This window comes from Anaeropeptidivorans aminofermentans, from assembly GCF_940670685.1.
Lineage (GTDB): Bacteria > Bacillota > Clostridia > Lachnospirales > UBA5962 > Anaeropeptidivorans > Anaeropeptidivorans aminofermentans.
The window spans coordinates 665207-682342 of record NZ_OW711693.1 but is presented as its reverse complement, the minus strand read 5'-3'; the positions used below and the strand labels follow the sequence as shown (position 1 = coordinate 682342).

Annotated in this window: 11 protein-coding genes; 2 read left to right on the top strand and 9 right to left on the bottom strand. The window is 38.7% G+C overall.

Annotated elements, in window-relative coordinates; genetic code table 11:
• Nucleotides 1-145 precede the first annotated feature (145 nt).
• Nucleotides 146-2965 carry a phosphodiester glycosidase family protein gene (locus NBX03_RS02675; RefSeq protein ID WP_250229237.1) on the bottom strand — a complete coding sequence of 940 codons (2820 nt, stop codon included), beginning with the start codon at nucleotides 2963-2965 and terminating at the stop codon, nucleotides 146-148.
• 998 nt (nucleotides 2966-3963) lie between these two features.
• On the opposite strand from NBX03_RS02675, the gene NBX03_RS02670 reads away from it, so the two are divergent.
• Complete coding sequence (locus NBX03_RS02670) at nucleotides 3964-5832, top strand: sulfatase-like hydrolase/transferase (protein ID WP_250229236.1); 1869 nt, start codon at nucleotides 3964-3966, stop codon at nucleotides 5830-5832.
• A 383-nt stretch (nucleotides 5833-6215) separates the two neighbouring features.
• Entirely contained in the window at nucleotides 6216-7451 is a 1236-nt protein-coding gene (locus NBX03_RS02665) for a flagellin N-terminal helical domain-containing protein (RefSeq protein ID WP_250229235.1), read from the top strand.
• A gap of 501 nt (nucleotides 7452-7952) precedes the next feature.
• Here the strand turns inward: NBX03_RS02665 and NBX03_RS02660 are convergent.
• The 8 genes from NBX03_RS02660 to murJ form a co-directional block, all read right to left on the bottom strand.
• Nucleotides 7953-8423 (bottom strand): transposase, encoded by a 471-nt coding sequence (locus NBX03_RS02660; RefSeq protein WP_250229234.1) that lies wholly within the window; start codon nucleotides 8421-8423, stop codon nucleotides 7953-7955.
• A 173-nt stretch (nucleotides 8424-8596) separates the two neighbouring features.
• Nucleotides 8597-10819: a polysaccharide pyruvyl transferase CsaB gene (gene csaB / locus NBX03_RS02655; RefSeq protein WP_250229233.1), complete on the bottom strand. Its 2223-nt coding sequence runs from the start codon at nucleotides 10817-10819 to the stop codon at nucleotides 8597-8599.
• Nucleotides 10816-12153 carry an O-antigen ligase family protein gene (locus NBX03_RS02650; protein ID WP_250229232.1) on the bottom strand — a complete coding sequence of 446 codons (1338 nt, stop codon included), beginning with the start codon at nucleotides 12151-12153 and terminating at the stop codon, nucleotides 10816-10818. Before NBX03_RS02650 ends, csaB begins: the two co-directional genes overlap by 4 nt.
• A gap of 9 nt (nucleotides 12154-12162) precedes the next feature.
• The gene (locus NBX03_RS02645) at nucleotides 12163-12714 is read right to left on the bottom strand and encodes a hypothetical protein (protein ID WP_250229231.1); all 552 of its coding nucleotides are present in this window, start codon (nucleotides 12712-12714) and stop codon (nucleotides 12163-12165) included.
• Nucleotides 12714-13214: a DUF4330 domain-containing protein gene (locus NBX03_RS02640; protein WP_250229230.1), complete on the bottom strand. Its 501-nt coding sequence runs from the start codon at nucleotides 13212-13214 to the stop codon at nucleotides 12714-12716. The genes NBX03_RS02645 and NBX03_RS02640 overlap by 1 nt, the downstream gene beginning before the upstream one ends.
• A 162-nt stretch (nucleotides 13215-13376) precedes the next feature.
• Nucleotides 13377-13871 carry a DUF4330 domain-containing protein gene (locus tag NBX03_RS02635; RefSeq protein WP_250229229.1) on the bottom strand — a complete coding sequence of 165 codons (495 nt, stop codon included), beginning with the start codon at nucleotides 13869-13871 and terminating at the stop codon, nucleotides 13377-13379.
• A 71-nt stretch (nucleotides 13872-13942) separates the two neighbouring features.
• A complete protein-coding gene (locus NBX03_RS02630; RefSeq protein ID WP_250229228.1) occupies nucleotides 13943-15028 on the bottom strand; it encodes a glycosyltransferase in 1086 nt (361 codons plus the stop codon).
• 7 nt (nucleotides 15029-15035) lie between these two features.
• The gene (gene murJ, locus NBX03_RS02625; RefSeq protein WP_250229227.1) at nucleotides 15036-16556 is read right to left on the bottom strand and encodes a murein biosynthesis integral membrane protein MurJ; all 1521 of its coding nucleotides are present in this window, start codon (nucleotides 16554-16556) and stop codon (nucleotides 15036-15038) included.
• Between the last annotated feature and the right edge of the window lie 580 nt (nucleotides 16557-17136).

Here is a 17136-nt window from a genome sequence, read left to right as displayed (position 1 = left end):
CTTCGGAAAGAGTACATTTTTGAGCTTAAGGGAATATACAGATTACCAGCTCACTTTAAATCCACTATAGCTAATATAAATAAAAAAGCCCCTAGGGGCTTTTTTATTCTAAGCAATCAAGCTTTTGGTTCAACGCACTCTTTTATTAATTGCTTTTTTCAAACTGATATTTTATATCTGTTCCTTTGATTCTAAGGCGCAGGGTTGAGAAATTCGAGTTTACGGTTTTATCACCGTTAAATAACCCGCCTACATTAATATAGTTAATTCCGTCTACTATTTGAGAGGAATTTGCACTTCCTTCTGTAGAAATGACAATTACGTTTTTACCCGTAAGTTTTATTTCGTTTACAGCCTTCTTAAAAAGCTCGTATTCAACGCTGCTGCTTAAATTGCTGGGTTTTTTATCTAAAAGTATTATTACATGGTTTGCAGGAGATGCCTTTGCCTGGCTTACAAAGCCCCAGCTCTTAGGATTCGTTGACGCGATTCCTCCTTTAGCGGCACTCATTTGTATAATGGCATAGTTATCCTTAATGGTGAAATTATATCCGCCTGTCCATTTATATGAATTTCCGCCTGTGTTTTCAATATCTGTTTCGCCGGCATATATAATGTAGCTGGAATTAGTCCTGAATTTAGCCAGGGCCTTATTTTGTATCTCTGCGTAGTTTTCAGGCTTTTCTTTTGAAGAAAGAAGGGTATCTCCTGCTATTGTTATATCCATTTCTCCGTTTTGCGGAGCACTGCTTAAATCTGCAATATAAGGATTTTGGTAAGTTGTTGACTGGGGCTTTTGAATAACGCCCATATCTGCCGGAAAAAGCCCGCCTAAATCATCAAAATATATGGTTTTTGCAGATAAATCCGTATTGGATAAAGCCGCTATATAAAGTCTTTCAAGCTTAATGGGGTGAACTGCCTCCTGAGGAATTTTACCCTCAAGCTGTGTCCAGCCTTTTTGATTAAAGTCTTTTGAAAGGTCTAAAAGGAAGGCGTCTCCGTTTGCGTCGGTAACTTTTGCCCTTAACCAGCCGCCGTTGTTAAGGCCGTAGGCCGATATCACCATGGCATCTATTCCGTCGGCAAAGGTAATAGGATTTTTAAACTGTACATATGCCGCCTGGGTAGCGTCGCTTGCAGAGAAGCTATATTCAAGGCCTATGGCGTTATTCCCCGGAGCATTAGGCGCGTCTGAATAAAAAACCTTGCCTTTAACGCTGTCCCCCGAAGCTACAAATTCAATAGGGGTATTTTCAGGCTTGTTAAAATTATTAACCCAGCGTTTTTCAGTTCCGATGCTGACATCGATATAAGTTACAATATCTCCTATATAGCATTTTATATATCCGCTTTTTCCGCCCTTTGCATGGAAAACATTATCCGTTACTTCTCCAAGCTCTGCCGGAATAACCTCATAGTTTACATTTTCAATAGGGGCCGATGTGCCCGTTGTGCTGATGCCTTCAAACTTCAATTGATAGCTGTCGCCTAAAGACATTTTCAAAGAATCCCTCAGGGGAACAATCTGAGCAAGCTGTAAAACCTCTATAGCCTGCTCTTCCGTAAAGCCGTTAAAGGTCGCTTTTACAAGGGCAAGGCCTGTTTTTGAAGGATAAAACACATTTTCTTTCCAAATGCCTTCTGTGTCGTCTGAAAAATAAGTGATAGAGCCTTCGGGAAGAGAAGTTTTTCTTAAGTTCTCATCAAGGCCAACCGGGCTTAAAGTAACAGGGTTTCCTACGAAAACCTTATCGGAGGAAATATTTAATTTAAGGGAAACCGGTGCGCCTAAGGGCGCTTCGCTAAAAACGCCGATGCCATTAACGACCTTTCTCATGGAACCGCCTGATACAGAATTTACTACTTCAAGGCCGTTTCTTTCATTTGTATCGGCAACCATAGTAGAAGAGCCGCCGCCGTCTAAGTGCATGGCGTTCCATGCACCTTCCCTAAGGAGTATTGAGGCCATTTCCGCATGGGTTGCCCCTACGCTGTGGTTTCTGCCGTCTACAACCACCATATAAACCGTGCTTTTATCCTGGCTTACGCCGATGGCTGTTCTTGGATTTCTTCCGTTAGGGCCTACAACGTAGCCGTAATTGCTGTAATTTCCGTTTTCAAGTATCTTTCCGGCGCCGCCTATGGCCGTTTCTATGGCATCAAAATCAAATCTCGCCTGAACCTTTATTTCAGCCGTATGGCCTACTTTTACAGAATTATAAAAATACTGGGCGTATGTAGCCGCGGCAACGATGATATAGCCGTTTTCAGGAACCTCAACGGTCTCGCTGCCCTTTGAAACATATGTAATTACTCCGTTTTCAACAACGAATTTCACTAAATCCGGGAATTTCTTATCAAGCTCCGCAGTATTTGTAATTGCGCTTCTGTCAAAATATACGGCGCTGAAATCTCTTTTATATTTATTCATCGCGTGAACCTTCATATTTAATTCGCCGTTATTTGTAAATATGATTTCTGGCTTTACGTATTCGATGAAGGGATTATTTCCCTCATCGATAAAAAATGTAGCATAACCGTCATATTCCATATCGGCAGATATTATCTTTCCGTCTTCGATCACCGTTCCAAAAGGTGTTGCAGGGCTTAAATTCATATCGAAAAAGTCGCCGTTTACGGCAGCCACTGCACCGCTTTGAGCCGCCATATCAAAAACATTTTCCTTCGTTCCGTAAACCCCTGCGGTACGTATGGGGCTTATTTTAACATTGGGGTTATTCACATCAATTTTAAGCACATGAACATCAAGAAGCCCGCTTTCTCCTACCTGAGTGCTTCTTTCATAGGTGACTCCCTTTAAAATATCTTCTTTTACCCTTGATTCGTAAAAAACAGACCCATAAACCCTTTGGGGCATGCTGAATATAGAAAGCCCTACTACTACTGCCGCCGCAGGAATTATAAGACTCTTTTTTAGTTTTTTAACAATCAAATTCTCCATAAAAACCTCCTTAATCATAAGCTGAAATATATAGTAAATTCATTATTAAAGAAGTAACAAAAGCCTATTTCCTGTAGGCTCAAAAACACAGGCTTCCTTTGGAAACGATATATTTTTAAGCCTGAATGAATATACGGTTTTGCTACTGTTTAACTTTAAATTCACTACAGTAAAACAAAAGCGGCATAGCTGCAAAGAACTACCCTCCATAATTCAAAAACACTACATTTTTGAATTATTCCGAATATACGTTTTTACAGCATCTGTTTATTTGTTTTACTCTACCTGATCACGTCTTCAATGCTTAATTATGTCTTTTCGGGATATGCTATAAATAATAAAAAGCAAAAGTTTTTGCTCATACATTTTTCTTCTGAAAATGTATTTCTGAACAAAATCAATTTTCGCTTGATTTTATTCATATTATAGCTTTCATAAGCATATCCAAGTATAGCAAAATTGGATTTTCATTTCAATGGACCAAGGTTTTCCAGCTTTACAGAAAAGAGCTTTAAAAAGGCTTGGATTTATGCGGATTTTAAATTTCAAATGCCTCTATTTATACAGTTTTTTAACCATTTAGTAATATAAAAATAATATTAAGATTTTCTTACTTAATCCGTATGTTCCCTATGCTAAGCTTTACATTTTTTACATAAAGGGCTACAATATTACAGATATACTTATTAAACTTAAAAACAGTCTCTTCGTTTTTAAATTTATAGTAAATTTATCATAAAGAAGTAGCAAAAGCCTATTCCCATCAGGCTCAAAAACACGGATTTCCTTTGGAAACGGTGCATTTTTGAGCCTTCGTGAATATACGGCTTTTCTACTATTTAACTTTAAATTTACTATAATAAGTTTTCCTTCAGTTTATAGCAAATATATCCGGTCTTTTTTCAGGTTTATTTACTGTAAAAACTGAAAAACCTTGAGTCAATGGCATCTTTACAGAAGCATAGGCTCAAGGAATGCTAATGAAAAGGAATATGACAATGAATAATAAAAAAAGGCTTAAACCTCTTTTAAATCTGAATTTTACAGTGTCCTTCATATTGATATTTCTTTTTTCCATAGGTCTTACTTTAATGATGCTGTGGCTGCAGCCCGACGGAATAATGGATATTATCGAATGCACGAGAAGGACCAAAGGGCTTAATATTTTACTTAATTTTATCCCCGTTTTAATCTTTTCGCTGCTTTTGTTTTTTATAAGCTCAAACCTCGTTATCTCCTTTAGCATAACGGCATTTGTAATGCTTCTCATGGGATTTGTAAACAGGCAAAAAATCCTTTTAAGAAACGACCCTTTTCTTCCTTGGGATATTTCTCTTGGGTTTGAGGTAATGGGTATTGCCAAAAGCTTCGGTTTAAAAATGATTCTTGCCGTAATTTTCGGTATACTTCTTTATATTTTGTTTTCCGCGGCAGTTTTTATTCTGGTAAAAAATAAAAAACTTGATGTTAAAATAAGGCTTGGCGGGGTTTTCATATGCATTCTCTCTGCATTCTTTTTAAATGGCTCTCTATATAAAAACCAGAAAATCAACTCAAGCCTTGCAGTAATCGGAAATGTCTATAATCAGGTAAATACCTTTAATTCAAAAGGATTTTTATATAGCTTTATTTACGCCAACAATACCAACAGAATTTCAAAGCCCGACGGCTATAATCCTGATTTGGTCATAGAAAAAATGAATTCCTTTGAAAAATCAGGCATCGAAGAATTAAAATCTGCTGAAAAGCCTCACATATTCATGATTATGGGGGAAGCTTTTTCCGAAATCAGCTTAAATCCCAATTTTGATTTTACCGGCTACACAGACCCCTTGGAAAATTTCAAAAAAATAAAGGAAGATTCCATTTACGGTCAAATCGTTGTGCCAAACCTTGGGGGCGGAACGGCAGACACGGAATTTGACAGCCTTACAGGCCTTTCCTCAAGGCATTTAAGAGGGGCGCCCTTTGCATACCGCCTTGTGGGAAATGATTTTGAAGCTATGCCTTCCGTCCTTTCTGAAATAGGATATAAATCCGAAGCCCTTCACCCCGGCTATTCATGGTTTTATAACAGGGAAAACGTTTTCAAATTCTTCGGCTTTGAAAAATCCGTATTTTTAGATGATTTCAACCCCGAGACCCAAAATAAAGGCATGTATATAAATGAAGAAGTCACCATAGATAAGGTTATAGAAATGTACGAGGAAAGTATTAACGAAAATCCTGATACCCCTTATTTCGGCTTCTGTGTTACAATACAAAACCATGGGCCTTATAACGACAAATATCAGGCAAAAACCAATTTTTCCTCCTCAATACCTTTATCGGATTCTGATATAAACGCCCTTTCAAATTATTTTGAAGGCCTTAAAGATGCGGATATTGAGCTGATGCGCCTTATAAATTATATCAATGAAAGCAAAGAGCCTATTGTGCTTCTTTATTACGGAGACCATCTTCCGGCTTTCTCCCAAGAGGTCTATAAGGCATTTTATCCTGAGGAATACGAAGTGAATTCCAAGGAAGACCTTACGCGCCTTTATCGCACCCCCTTCATCATTTACCAAAATAAGGCGGCAAAGGAAATAAGCGCTATAGAAGAAAATGCAAAAACCCTCTTTATGCCGGAAGATAGGACAATAAGTTCCAATTATGTCGGCGCGTATTTAATAGACCTTTTAGGCTATAAAAATATTTCTCCCTTCTTTGATTATGTGAATTCTTTAAGGGAGCTTTATCCCCTTATATTTGAGCATACAAGCTTTACCGCTTACGGAGATTCCACGGCAAACATATCCCCTGAGGATAAAAAGGACCTCTTGCTTTATAGAGATTGGGAGTTTTATAAGATATTTTCAAAATAAAAACCGGGGCGGTTAACCGCCCCGGTTTTTATTCTCTAAACATTAGTTTTAGCTTTTTTAAGCTCCTTTACTGTATTTAATAATCATTTTTCTGCAAATATTTTGAAAAAACATTAAAGTATTTTTTTCTTATACCGATAAACATTATGAAAGCAAAAAACAAGATTTTAATAATCTTGTTCGCTTAAAAGATTATACGCCGAGGTTGGTCATAGTAAAATAATTTAATAACAGTAACAAAAGCTTATTTACAGTTTTTGTTACTACCTTAAGACTATTTTACTTTAACGCCTTTCCCGGCCGGGGCCTTGGTTTATATTCAAATTAAAATTTAATAGGCAAAGAAGGAACTTTGCCATTCTATCAAAGGAAGGATGAATATTATGAGTAATATGGCAATTAATACAAACATTTTGGCCCTTAACAGCCACAGAGCCCTTAAAGGCGTTGGAAATCAGCAGACTAAGGCTTCCACAAGACTTTCTTCCGGTTACAGAATCAACTCTGCAGCCGATGACGCAGCAGGCCTTGCTATTTCTGAAAAAATGAGAGCACAGATCAGAGGTCTTGATATGGCTTCTAAGAATACTCAGGATGCGGTTTCTCTTATCCAGACTGCTGAAGGCGGAATGCAGGAAATCGACAACATGCTTCAAAGAATCCGTGAGCTTACTGTTCAGGCTTCCAGTGATACAAACGACCAGGATAATACCGACACTACTTCAACTGCTCAGGGCGACCGTACAAAAATTCAGGACGAAATCAATCAGCTTATAGAAGAAATCGACTCTATGGCTGAAAGAGTAGAATTCAACAAGAAAAAGGTTATCAGTGGCGATTATGCTAAAGGTACTCCTACTCAAAAAGCAACTCTTAAATCTGCTAAAGCTACATTAGAAACCCAATCTAGTGCTCTCGTAACCGCATTTGGTAATTCATCTGTTCAAACAGCTCTTGGTTCTCTTATCACAGCTGCTGAGGCAGATGGTACTGATAGTGATGATGTTCTTGCTGCTGCCAATTCTCTTAAAGATGCAACAACAGCAAGTGAAATAGCTAGTGCCTATACTGCTCTTGAGGATGCTATAACCGCTTACTCAGGCTCTGAAACTTATACTGCCCCTACTCTTAGCCTTACAGCTTATGAGGCTGCAGTTACTGGTGTAAATGATGCTCAGGCTGCTATTGACGCTAGTGATGTTGAAGGCCTTTATTTCCAGGTTGGCGCAAACAGCAATCAGAAAATGGAGCTTTCCATCAACTCTCTTAAATCTGACGCTCTTGGCATAGGTGACGGCAATGGTACATCATCTATTGATGTAAAGAAAGCTTCCGGTAAAGATATTACTGCTATCCTTGATACTCTTGACACAGCTCTTACATACGTAACTACTGAGAGATCTAAATTAGGTGCTGCTCAGAACAGACTTGAATACACTCAGAAGAGCCTTGACATTTCATCTGAAAACCTTACAGCTTCTGAATCACGTATCCGTGATACTGATATGGCTAAGGAAATGATGAACTTCACTCAGGCTAACGTATTACAGCAGGCCGCTACTTCTATGCTTGCACAGGCTAATCAGTCCAAACAGAGTATCCTTCAGTTATTACAATAATCAGAACCATATTAAAAACGCCCCTACGGGGCGTTTTTTTTGCGGTTTATTCAATGGGGCATTTTCTTTCCTTATGGAGACTATTCGGGCTGATGTAGGCATCAGCCCCTACATGGCTTCTATGGGCTATCTGTAGGTGGCGATGCCCTCATCGCCCCGGTATTCCGCACATATATATCCTTCGGGCTGATGCAGGCTTCATCTGGCAGGCATCAAGCCTCTACAGGGCTTCTATGGGCTATCTGTAGGGGGCGATGCCCTCATTGCCCCGGCATTCCGCACATTATATCCTTCGGGCTGATAGGCGTTCACCTGGCAGGCATCAAGCCTCTACAGGGCTTCTATGGGCTATCTGTAGGGGGCGATGCCCTCATTGCCCCGGCATTCCGCACATTATACTTCGGGCTGATGCAGGCTTCATCTGGCAGGCATCAAGCCTCTACAGGGCTCTCATGCGCTGATTCGTAGGGGGCGATGCCCTCATCGCCCCGATATTATTCCCTATTCTTCCCACTCATGGTGCCCCCTCTGATTGTAGTAGCAATCCTCCTGCCACTTTATGGGGTTTTCATCAATGTACTTCCATATCTTTTGATACTCACTTTCATTGCGTACAATATGGTCATGGTATGAACGCTGAAACACCGAAAAACCAACTTCCTTTGTTACTAATATTTTAAAGGATTTGATTATCTGGGGTATGGATTTATAGGTATCATCAGCTGATTCAATAGATATCAGCATATGTATATGGTTCGGCATTATTATATAATTCTTTAAACCTCTTATCCGCATTAGATATTTATCCGCAATAATCCCATATGCCGAAAGCTCCGTCACTGCTTCAGGTGCTGATGATATCCGGCCTAATATATTCCGCTTCTCTTTTGTACATATAGTTATAAAATAAACACCATTTCTGCTATAGTCGTACCCTTTCAAACGGTTTTGTTTGCGTTTTATCCAATTCACAATATCACCTATGGAATTTTAATTTAGGCTGTTTTCCATGATTCGTATATTTGGGCTGATGAAGCCGTTCGCCTGGCAGGCATCAGTCCCTACAGTTCTTTCATGGGGGGCAGCCGACGCACAGGCCGACAGCGAGGCTGCCCCCCCCCCCCGGCCCGGCCGGAGCAAATCTCTTATTCTTCTACAAGCCTTATGGCTTCCTTGGCATCATGCCCTGAAAGAGATTTTAACCGTGCCGCCTGACTTCTTATTCTTTCTGCCGCCTTTTCCCTGTCGCACATGATTTCGTCGGCCATTTCCATAAGCCTATAAGTATCTATGGAAGATGTATCCATACAATATTCTTCTTTAATATATTCTATAAAGCTTTTAACCTTCGGGTCATAAGAAAGCCCAATAACGGGAACTCCCCCGCTTACGGCGTATATAAGAGCATGAAGGCGCATGGACAGGACTAATTCGGCCCCGCCTATCAAAGCCATTATGCTTGAAATATCATAAACCTTCTTTATGATACCGCAGTCTACCTCCGCCCTTCCGGCAATATCTTTTATTATAACAATATCATCTGGAAGCATGGGGATATATATGGGGGTAATATGATGCTTTTTGCTGATTTCTTTAATAACTTCCGCCATTTTCCGGCAAAATTCAGAATCGTTAAACCGCCACATACGGACAGATACTACAAAATACTTTCCTGAAAGCTTTATGCCTTCCGCTCTGAATATATCCTCAGGCTTTTTATTTTCCTCTAATTTTATGGCAAATACCGGGTCAACAGAAACATGGACATTTTCATTTTTTACCCCCAGCCTCTTAATTTCCGTAAAGGATTCAGGGTCTCTTAAAGAGATATAATCGCATAGTTCAAGGGCTTTCTGGGCTCTTAGTATATTTCTTTCCTTTAAAACAGGACCGATGCCATTTCCGTAAAGCATAAGCTTTAAGCCGAAATATTTGCTTATTTTCAAGACGAAAGTATAGTAAACCAAAGAACGGGTGCTGGTTACGTCCTGTATCAGGCTTCCGCCGCCGTAAATAATCGCCCTGCTTATTTTAAGATATTTTATGGTTTGAAAGATATTATAACGGTTTATGGCAAATACCTTATGTTCTTTCGTAGTCTCCGAAGGCCGCCGGGAAAGAACCAATATATTAATATCCTCTTTTTCCTCTTTCAAAGAACTGATGATGGATTTTAAAATAGCCTCGTCTCCGCTGTTACTGTATCCGTAATAGCCGAATAAAACCACGTCGAAAAGCTTACTTTCCGTCTTTCGCCTGCGTAAAACGTCTTCATATATGCTGATATGTCTGCGTTTCATGCTTTCTTTTGAGAAGTTTTTGCTTGCGAAATGATAGAGGTTTTCTCCCATAGTGTTTCTGAAGTCTTCATCATTTACAAATTTAAGTATCTTTTCAGCAAGCTCCTTAAAATTCCCCGGCTCTGCCAAAAGGCCTGTTTCATCTTCCTTTATTAAATCTCCGATTCCCCCCACATTGGTGGAAACCGTAGCCTTCTTCATTCTGGCCCCTTCCAGAAGCACATAGGGGAAGGATTCGGAACGGGAGCTTAATGCATTGATGTCTATGGCATTTATGAAGCTGAATATGTCGTCAACAAATCCTGTAAATATAACTTTATCTTTAATGCCAAGCTTTTCAGCCTGCTGTTCAAGGCCCGGCTGTTCTGTGCCCTCTCCGGCAAGAAGAAAAATAACGTCCTTATTTTTCTTTAAAACCTCCGCCGCGGCATTTATAAAAATATCGTGGCCTTTTACATAGTCAAAGCGCCCGATAATACCTACAACGGTTTTCCCCCGAGCATCTATATTGTATCTATTATAAAATTCCTCACGGGAAGTGTAGTCAATCTTTCTTTCAAAATCTATCGTGTTATACACCGTATAAATCTTATCCCCAGGAAAGCCCCTGCCTTCAAGCATGGCCTTAAAGCTTTCAGATACGGCGATATAATAATCCATATATTTCAGGGCAAGCCTGTTGAGCCCCGTATAAAAAAATCGCCTGTAAAGGCTGTCTGTAAAGTCCAGCTTATAATCGCTGTGAACAGTTGTAATTATGGGTATTTTAATAAAGGGCCGAAGGAACATGGCAATAAAATTTGCCCTTGCCCCATGGGCATGAATCAGATGATATCCTTCCTTCCGGATATGGGATACAAGAGGCTTTATTATGGTAAGGTCATTTCTGTATTTTTGCTTTATCAGCATAGAAGGTATAGGCATATCCTTTATTTCATTATAAAAGGCCCCTTCCATAAAGCATATTACTCTGATGTCTATTTCTTCCGTAAGAGCAGAAAGCAGCGTAAAAACATGGGTTTTAGCGCCGCCCTTATCTCCTCCGCTTATGAGATGCAATACCTTCATGCCCTTTTACCTCCGTTGATTTTATGAAGAGAAAACGCCATGGCAGAGATTATCCAGAAGCAAAGCATTACCCTTGGGTAATACCATACATATTCAACCATGCTGAATATGAAAAAAGCACCAAAGCTTGAAACTGCCGCTGCAGAATAAAATTTAACTAATTTATCTTCTCCATGATAAAACGCCGAAACCCCTGCCTTCAAGGTTTTAATAAGGTATGCTAATAGGGCGATGAAACCGCCGATGCCTGTTTCCACCCATACGTTTAAAAGGACATTATGGGCATGCATGGCATTCAAAGCACTTCTGTTGGCATATCCTCTGTAAATTGTGGAAAAAGCCGAAGGGCCCATACCAATACCCTGAACCCAGTAATCCTTCACCATATTAATAGAGCCTTCCCAGATAAAAAACCTGTATTTGCTGGAAGTATCCTTTCCCACAGTAAGCAAGCGGTCAACAATAGACGAAGGAATAAAAGGTATCAGCATAATGAATAGAAGGATACATACGGGAACGAGCCTTGGGGCCGTAAGAAGAATAAAAATACCGGCGGCACCCATCAAAGCAATATACCCGGCTCTTGAATAAGTAAGCATCAAAGCTGCAAGGCAGATTACAATCATGCCTCCGATAAAAAGACGTTTTACATCTGATTTTGTTATAAATGCTGACGCTATGGAAAAAGGCAGAAGCATTACCCAAAATTCGGCGTCGTTATTGGGATTTGCCATAACGGAATAAAGCCTTGAAAGACCCTGGCTTTTCGTAAGGTCTACAAATTCAGACTTTATTTCTATTCCTGCCATATATCTGTATATCCCCAGAAGAGCTGAAAGGGTTATGGCTATAGTAATCATTTTTACTGCCATGTCGAAATATTCTTTTGTTGAAATAATATTGATAAAAAGCACGGAAATGATAATACACCCGAAAAGAATGGCAAATACCCTTACGCTGTCCATTCCGCCGAAGCCTATAAAAAGGCTTACAATGCAGAAGAACACATAAACTATGAGGCTTGGGGCAAGATATTTTAAATCCATTCCCTTTCTTTTTCCCGAAAAATACTGTATGGCATATACACCGGCATAAAACAGAGCCCCTAGAACGATAAGCATATTGTTCCAGTATTCATGAGGGGCACAAGCCATCACGGAAATAAACATGCCAAAAGAAATCTCTAATTTAAAAAATGTAAACACAGCAAATCCGGCCCCTGCAATCAGGAGAACAGAATATTTAAGAGGGAGCATCGTCATAGCCGCTGCGGCTAAAACGCCTATTAAAATATAAGCAAGCTTAAAATCAAGTTTTCTTACTTCCGTATCCATTGAAACCTCCTAATCCCTGTCGAAAAAAGACAGCATCAGTTTATAGGGAATAGAGTTTTTTACGGCATTTCTAATATTGCCGCTTATAAAAAAAGTAATATAAAAACATATTAAAGTGATACACACAAGTATAGTGAGCTTCTTTAAAGAAAATGAAGTGATGGCCGTATATAATGTCATAAACAAAAATACGCCGCCTAAAAATCCCCCTACAGCCCCTACAATATTCACAGGGTTTCTGAGAGGCATAATATACCTGTCAAAAAGCTTTTTATTCAGGCTCGATTTATTCAGCGCACCTGCAAAATTATAAAGTCTTTTAATGATATTGAATATAAATTCAAATATCATAACGGGAAGCCTTAAAAAAAAGCTTCCTTCGATATAATTCCTTCCTGATGGTATAAAAAGGCCCTTTTTAACTAAGCGCCAAAGCCTGCTTTCCCCTATCCACAAGGATAATTTATGGAGAACGGCATAAATAAGGCTGTATTCATAATACTTTCCAATAAGAGAAAATAAGGCTATAAACTTATTAATGATAAAGCTATTTGTTTCCATTATTTATCAGCGCCCTTCTCTGAAAGGCCGGAAATACGCATAAAGCAAATGCTTTGCCCTGCTCTTATGGTAAGGCTGTGGCCTATTCCGTATTTGTTGCCGCTTATGATGATTCCGTTATCAAAGGGAGTCGCCATAAGCTCTGATGTAATCTCTATAGAGTTATAGCCTTCTTTGCCGCTTTTCACAAGCTTTCCTGTAGTGTCTGGGTTAAAATCCACACTGTCGTCAACGGCTATATCGGTAATTACGCCTAAAGGCATGTTTTTAGAGTCATCATATAGGGTATCTCCTACCTTCATTCCCTTTGTAACGAAGGATTCAACCTCCGCAACATACACCTTAAGCTCATACTGCTTCTGGGCCGCAACGGGAACGATTTCCCCGCTTTTATTAAGCTTCATAAATATAAAGATGGCAGCTCCTATTAAGACCAGTATGATTGCAAAATCTATAATATTTATTTTACCAAAAAGTTTTCCGTCTTTATCGATAAGCATATAAATCTCCTTCCGTATGAAGTAAAGCAATAATGGTTCAGAAAAATCCCATATTCTCTATGGCTCAAAATAAGTTATTATATTTTGAGATATAGAAAATAGATTTTTATTATCCTTTAATTTACTTTCCTCTAAAGCTTTTATTCAGTATTTTTCTAAAGCTTATGATTCTGCCGGCTCTATACCGGATATTTTTAAGAAAAGCTTTGTTTTGCCGGCTCTTATAATGATTTCGGAACCTGTGGAATACATATTTCCGTTGATTATAAGGCTGCCTTCCTTAAGCCTTCCGATAACCTCCGAAGTAACTTCAAGAGACGAATATCCTTCAACAACGCTTTTAACAAATTTACCGCTGCTGTCGGGGCTGAATTCCTCGCTTTCTCTGATTTCAACGGCTACTACCTTTCCCATGGGGTTGTTATTTCCCTCGTTTGTTACGATATCCCCCTCTTTAACCTCAAAGGCAGTATAATTTTCAACACTTGGAGAATAAAACTTAATGTGTACCAGCTGCTCAGGCTCTCTAGTACCGGAATGGGACTTATTGCCGAATTTGAAATATCCTACGGATACCACGGCTATCAGAACTACCAGTACAAAAATATCTATGATGCTTATTTTTCCGAAAAGTCTTCCTTTATCATCTAAAATCATTTTTACCTCCTTTCACTTATACTCAATCTGCTTTATATTTTTTATATACAGCAATTTGATAAAGAATTATTTTATTTTGCGTTTTTATAAAGCTCATAGGTTTTCTTTAAGCTTATGTCTATATTAAATATATTTTTTACGGCATTGAGGGCATTTTTTCCAAGGATTTCGGCTCTGTTGGGATAGTCCAAAAGCTCCTTCATGGCTAAAGCCATGGCCTTTCTGTCTCCGTACTCAACTAAAATGCCGCAGTTGGTTTTATTATTGATAATATCGGGATTACCGCCCACATTTGTCGCTATAATGGGAAGGGCCTGTCCCATGGCTTCAAATACCGCAAAGCTTGAAGCTTCCGTCTGGGAGCTATTAATAAAGCAATTAGAAGATTTTAATATTTCCTCTCCGTCTTTTCTAAATCCTGCAAGGATAATATAGTCTTCCATATGGTTTTCTTTAATAAATTCCTTGGCTTCCGAAAGAAGCTCCCCATCTCCTGCAAAGAGTACAGTAAATTTTTTATCTGTAATGCCTTTTAGAATCATAGCGGATTCTAAAAGAAATTGGGTTCCCTTCTCCGGTGAAAACCGGGTAAGAGTAGAAAACAAAAAGCCTTCTATATTAAATTCTTCTCTGATTTTATTGGATTTTCCCTGAAAATCCTGATATTTTATGCCGTTATGGATTACATGTATTTTTTCTTTCGGATACTTGTTTTTTATAAGATGATTTTTCACAGATTGGCATACGGCTATAATCCCGCTGTTTTTATTCATAAAAAGCCTGTTCCCCATTTTCCATATAGGGCTATTGGGCAGATTGATATGGCTTGTATGAATTATTTTAGCCTTGTTTTTATAAAAAACAGCAGATAGCACCGCAATATAATTTTCCCTTGCGAACTGGGTATGGATAATGTCTATTTGATATTTCCTGCATATTTTTGAAAGGGCTTTTGCGGCCTTTATATCATAGGGGGAATTCATAGGAAAATGAACTGTTTTTGCCCCTAATTCCTTCATTTCCTCTGCCAAAGGCCCCTTTTCATTGTATGCGAAAAATAAATAATCCCCCTTATCCAAAAGCATATGGGAAAGTATTTTAACATATTTTTCCGTTCCGCCTTTTCCCGCGTAATTGATTAGAAACAATACATTCATAAAATAATCAGCCTCTCTTGATTATACCCTTTACGAGGGTTTTAACCTGGGAAATCTTAAGTATGAAAGCAGCTATAAAATAAGTTAAAACACCTACTGAAACAAGTAAAATAATGTTTACGGCTCTCGTTAGAAATTCTCCTCCTACTTTTAAATCTATCGTAAAAGATTTTACAATATTTATGGCTAGAAGCATCAGTATTGCAGATAAAATACACTTTAAAGCATTTACTGCCATAGCTTTATTTATTATATGAGCGCCTTTATTGATAGAAATAAAAAGCCCTGTTGCACCTGCCGCGGCGGCAATGGAATAAGCCGCAGGCATACTGTATTTCCCCATGGGGCTAAGAAGGATAAAGGTCACTACGATATTCGCAGCCATAATGACAAATCCGTATTTTGCAGGAGTTTTAGCGTCCTTTTGAGAATAAAAGGCTCGGTCCAGCACCTCTTTCAGGCCGATAAATAATACCCCGATTCCATAAATGCCTAAAATATTTCCGGCGACGATAACGTTTTCGCTGTTGATGCTTTTATAGTTCAGGAGAAAATCTATAATTTCAAACCGAAGATAGAAAAACCCTGCCCCTGCGGGAATGAGAATAAATATGACAAGGCTTAGAATTTCTCTTAAAATGTTTGAAAATTCTTTTTTTTCATCTAATGCCCAAAGCCTTGTAAGCTTCGGAAAATACACTCCCGTGATGGAGTAGATTATAGTTAAAACAGACGTTACCACAAGCTGCTGGGAAAAGTTCATAAAAACCACCGTATTGAAGCTTGTAGCCATGGTGCTGTTAAAAAGCATATTAATCTGATAAGAAGAAGCTGAAATCAGCACAGGGCCGATTTGAGAAAAAGCATTTCTTACATAGGGGTTTTTATAATCCCACTGAGGCCTGAACCTGTATCCCAGCTTTATCACAGCTGGGATTAATATTAGGGGCTGGGCCATAAGACCTGTTAAACTTGCAAATAAAAGCCCTCTTTCGCCAAATTTATCCCCCAGAATAATCGTATAGAGTATGGTAATGATGCTTGTGGGAAGGGCCACAAAAGCCGGAAGCTTAAATATACCGTTAGACTGAAGCATTCCCTGAAGGATATAATTAAGCCCATAAAAAAGCATCACAGGCATTAAAACCCTTAAGGAATAAATGAGAAAATTAAACTCCTCAGGATTATTTTTATAATCGGTTATCCGCCCTATCGCCGGCGCAAAAATCATACCCAAAGCCACAATAGCAAAAATCAGCGCCCCTGCCATAGTGATAATATTATTGATAAAATCCTCGGCACCTTTTTTATCGTCTCTTGCCAAAAGGGAGGTATAGACAGGGATAATGACTAAATTAAGAGCCGTCCCCATACAGTTAAAAATAATATTGGGCATATTCAGGGCATAGGAAAAAATCCCCATTTCAACAGTATTGCCAAAATAGGATATATATATGATCTGGCTTATTAAAGATAAAAATCTTGAAACAAGCGATATAAAAGCAACAGATGCGATTGTTTTTCCCATAATGCTCCCCGATACGATAAATTTATACTGATACGAGTATATAACGAAGTTTAGTATACCAAATCTTTCCTTGTCTTACAACGCTTTTGGCCTTTGGTGCAGATGAATTCATAAAATAGTAATAAAACCTGTCGAAAAAGTGTCTTTCGGATACTGTTCCAAAGCTTTTCCAGGTAAAAACAGAGGGTTCCATCGGCTTAATTACCTTGAAACCCTCTATTTTCTTTGACGTAGTAAAGCCTTATCCTTTAGCGTCACAGACTTTTATAGTAAATTTCACTAAAGGATGTAATAAAAATCTATTTTTCATAAACGGATTTAACATATAAAACCTCTATGTTTAAGCCATTCAAAATATACGATTTTTATTACTGTTTCATTTGAAATTTACTATAACTGCAAAGCAGGCTCCGCCGGCTAACAAAAGGCTGGAGACAAAGCCTCCAGCCTGCATTTATATTAATGGAAGTTCGACGGAATTAAAGTCCCCTCGTACTTTTGATAGTATTCGTATAAATTTGCAGAAAACACTGCAAATTTATACTCATAGCATGAAAAGCCCTTTGGGCTTTTCATGCTA

Excerpts from the sequence above, each read along its gene's own strand:
- csaB (WP_250229233.1), bottom strand. The coding sequence starts at position 10,819 with ATGAAGGTATTGCATCTCATAAGCGGAGGAGATAAGGGCGGCGCTAAA.
- NBX03_RS02630 (WP_250229228.1), bottom strand. The coding sequence starts at position 15,028 with ATGAATGTATTGTTTCTAATCAATTACGCGGGAAAAGGCGGAACGGAA.
- NBX03_RS02650 (WP_250229232.1), bottom strand. The coding sequence starts at position 12,153 with ATGGATACGGAAGTAAGAAAACTTGATTTTAAGCTTGCTTATATTTTA.
- NBX03_RS02635 (WP_250229229.1), bottom strand. The coding sequence starts at position 13,871 with ATGATTTTAGATGATAAAGGAAGACTTTTCGGAAAAATAAGCATCATA.
- murJ (WP_250229227.1), bottom strand. The coding sequence starts at position 16,556 with ATGGGAAAAACAATCGCATCTGTTGCTTTTATATCGCTTGTTTCAAGA.
- NBX03_RS02645 (WP_250229231.1), bottom strand. The coding sequence starts at position 12,714 with ATGGAAACAAATAGCTTTATCATTAATAAGTTTATAGCCTTATTTTCT.
- NBX03_RS02640 (WP_250229230.1), bottom strand. The coding sequence starts at position 13,214 with ATGCTTATCGATAAAGACGGAAAACTTTTTGGTAAAATAAATATTATA.
- NBX03_RS02670 (WP_250229236.1), top strand. The coding sequence starts at position 3,964 with ATGAATAATAAAAAAAGGCTTAAACCTCTTTTAAATCTGAATTTTACA.
- NBX03_RS02665 (WP_250229235.1), top strand. The coding sequence starts at position 6,216 with ATGAGTAATATGGCAATTAATACAAACATTTTGGCCCTTAACAGCCAC.
- NBX03_RS02675 (WP_250229237.1), bottom strand. The coding sequence starts at position 2,965 with ATGGAGAATTTGATTGTTAAAAAACTAAAAAAGAGTCTTATAATTCCT.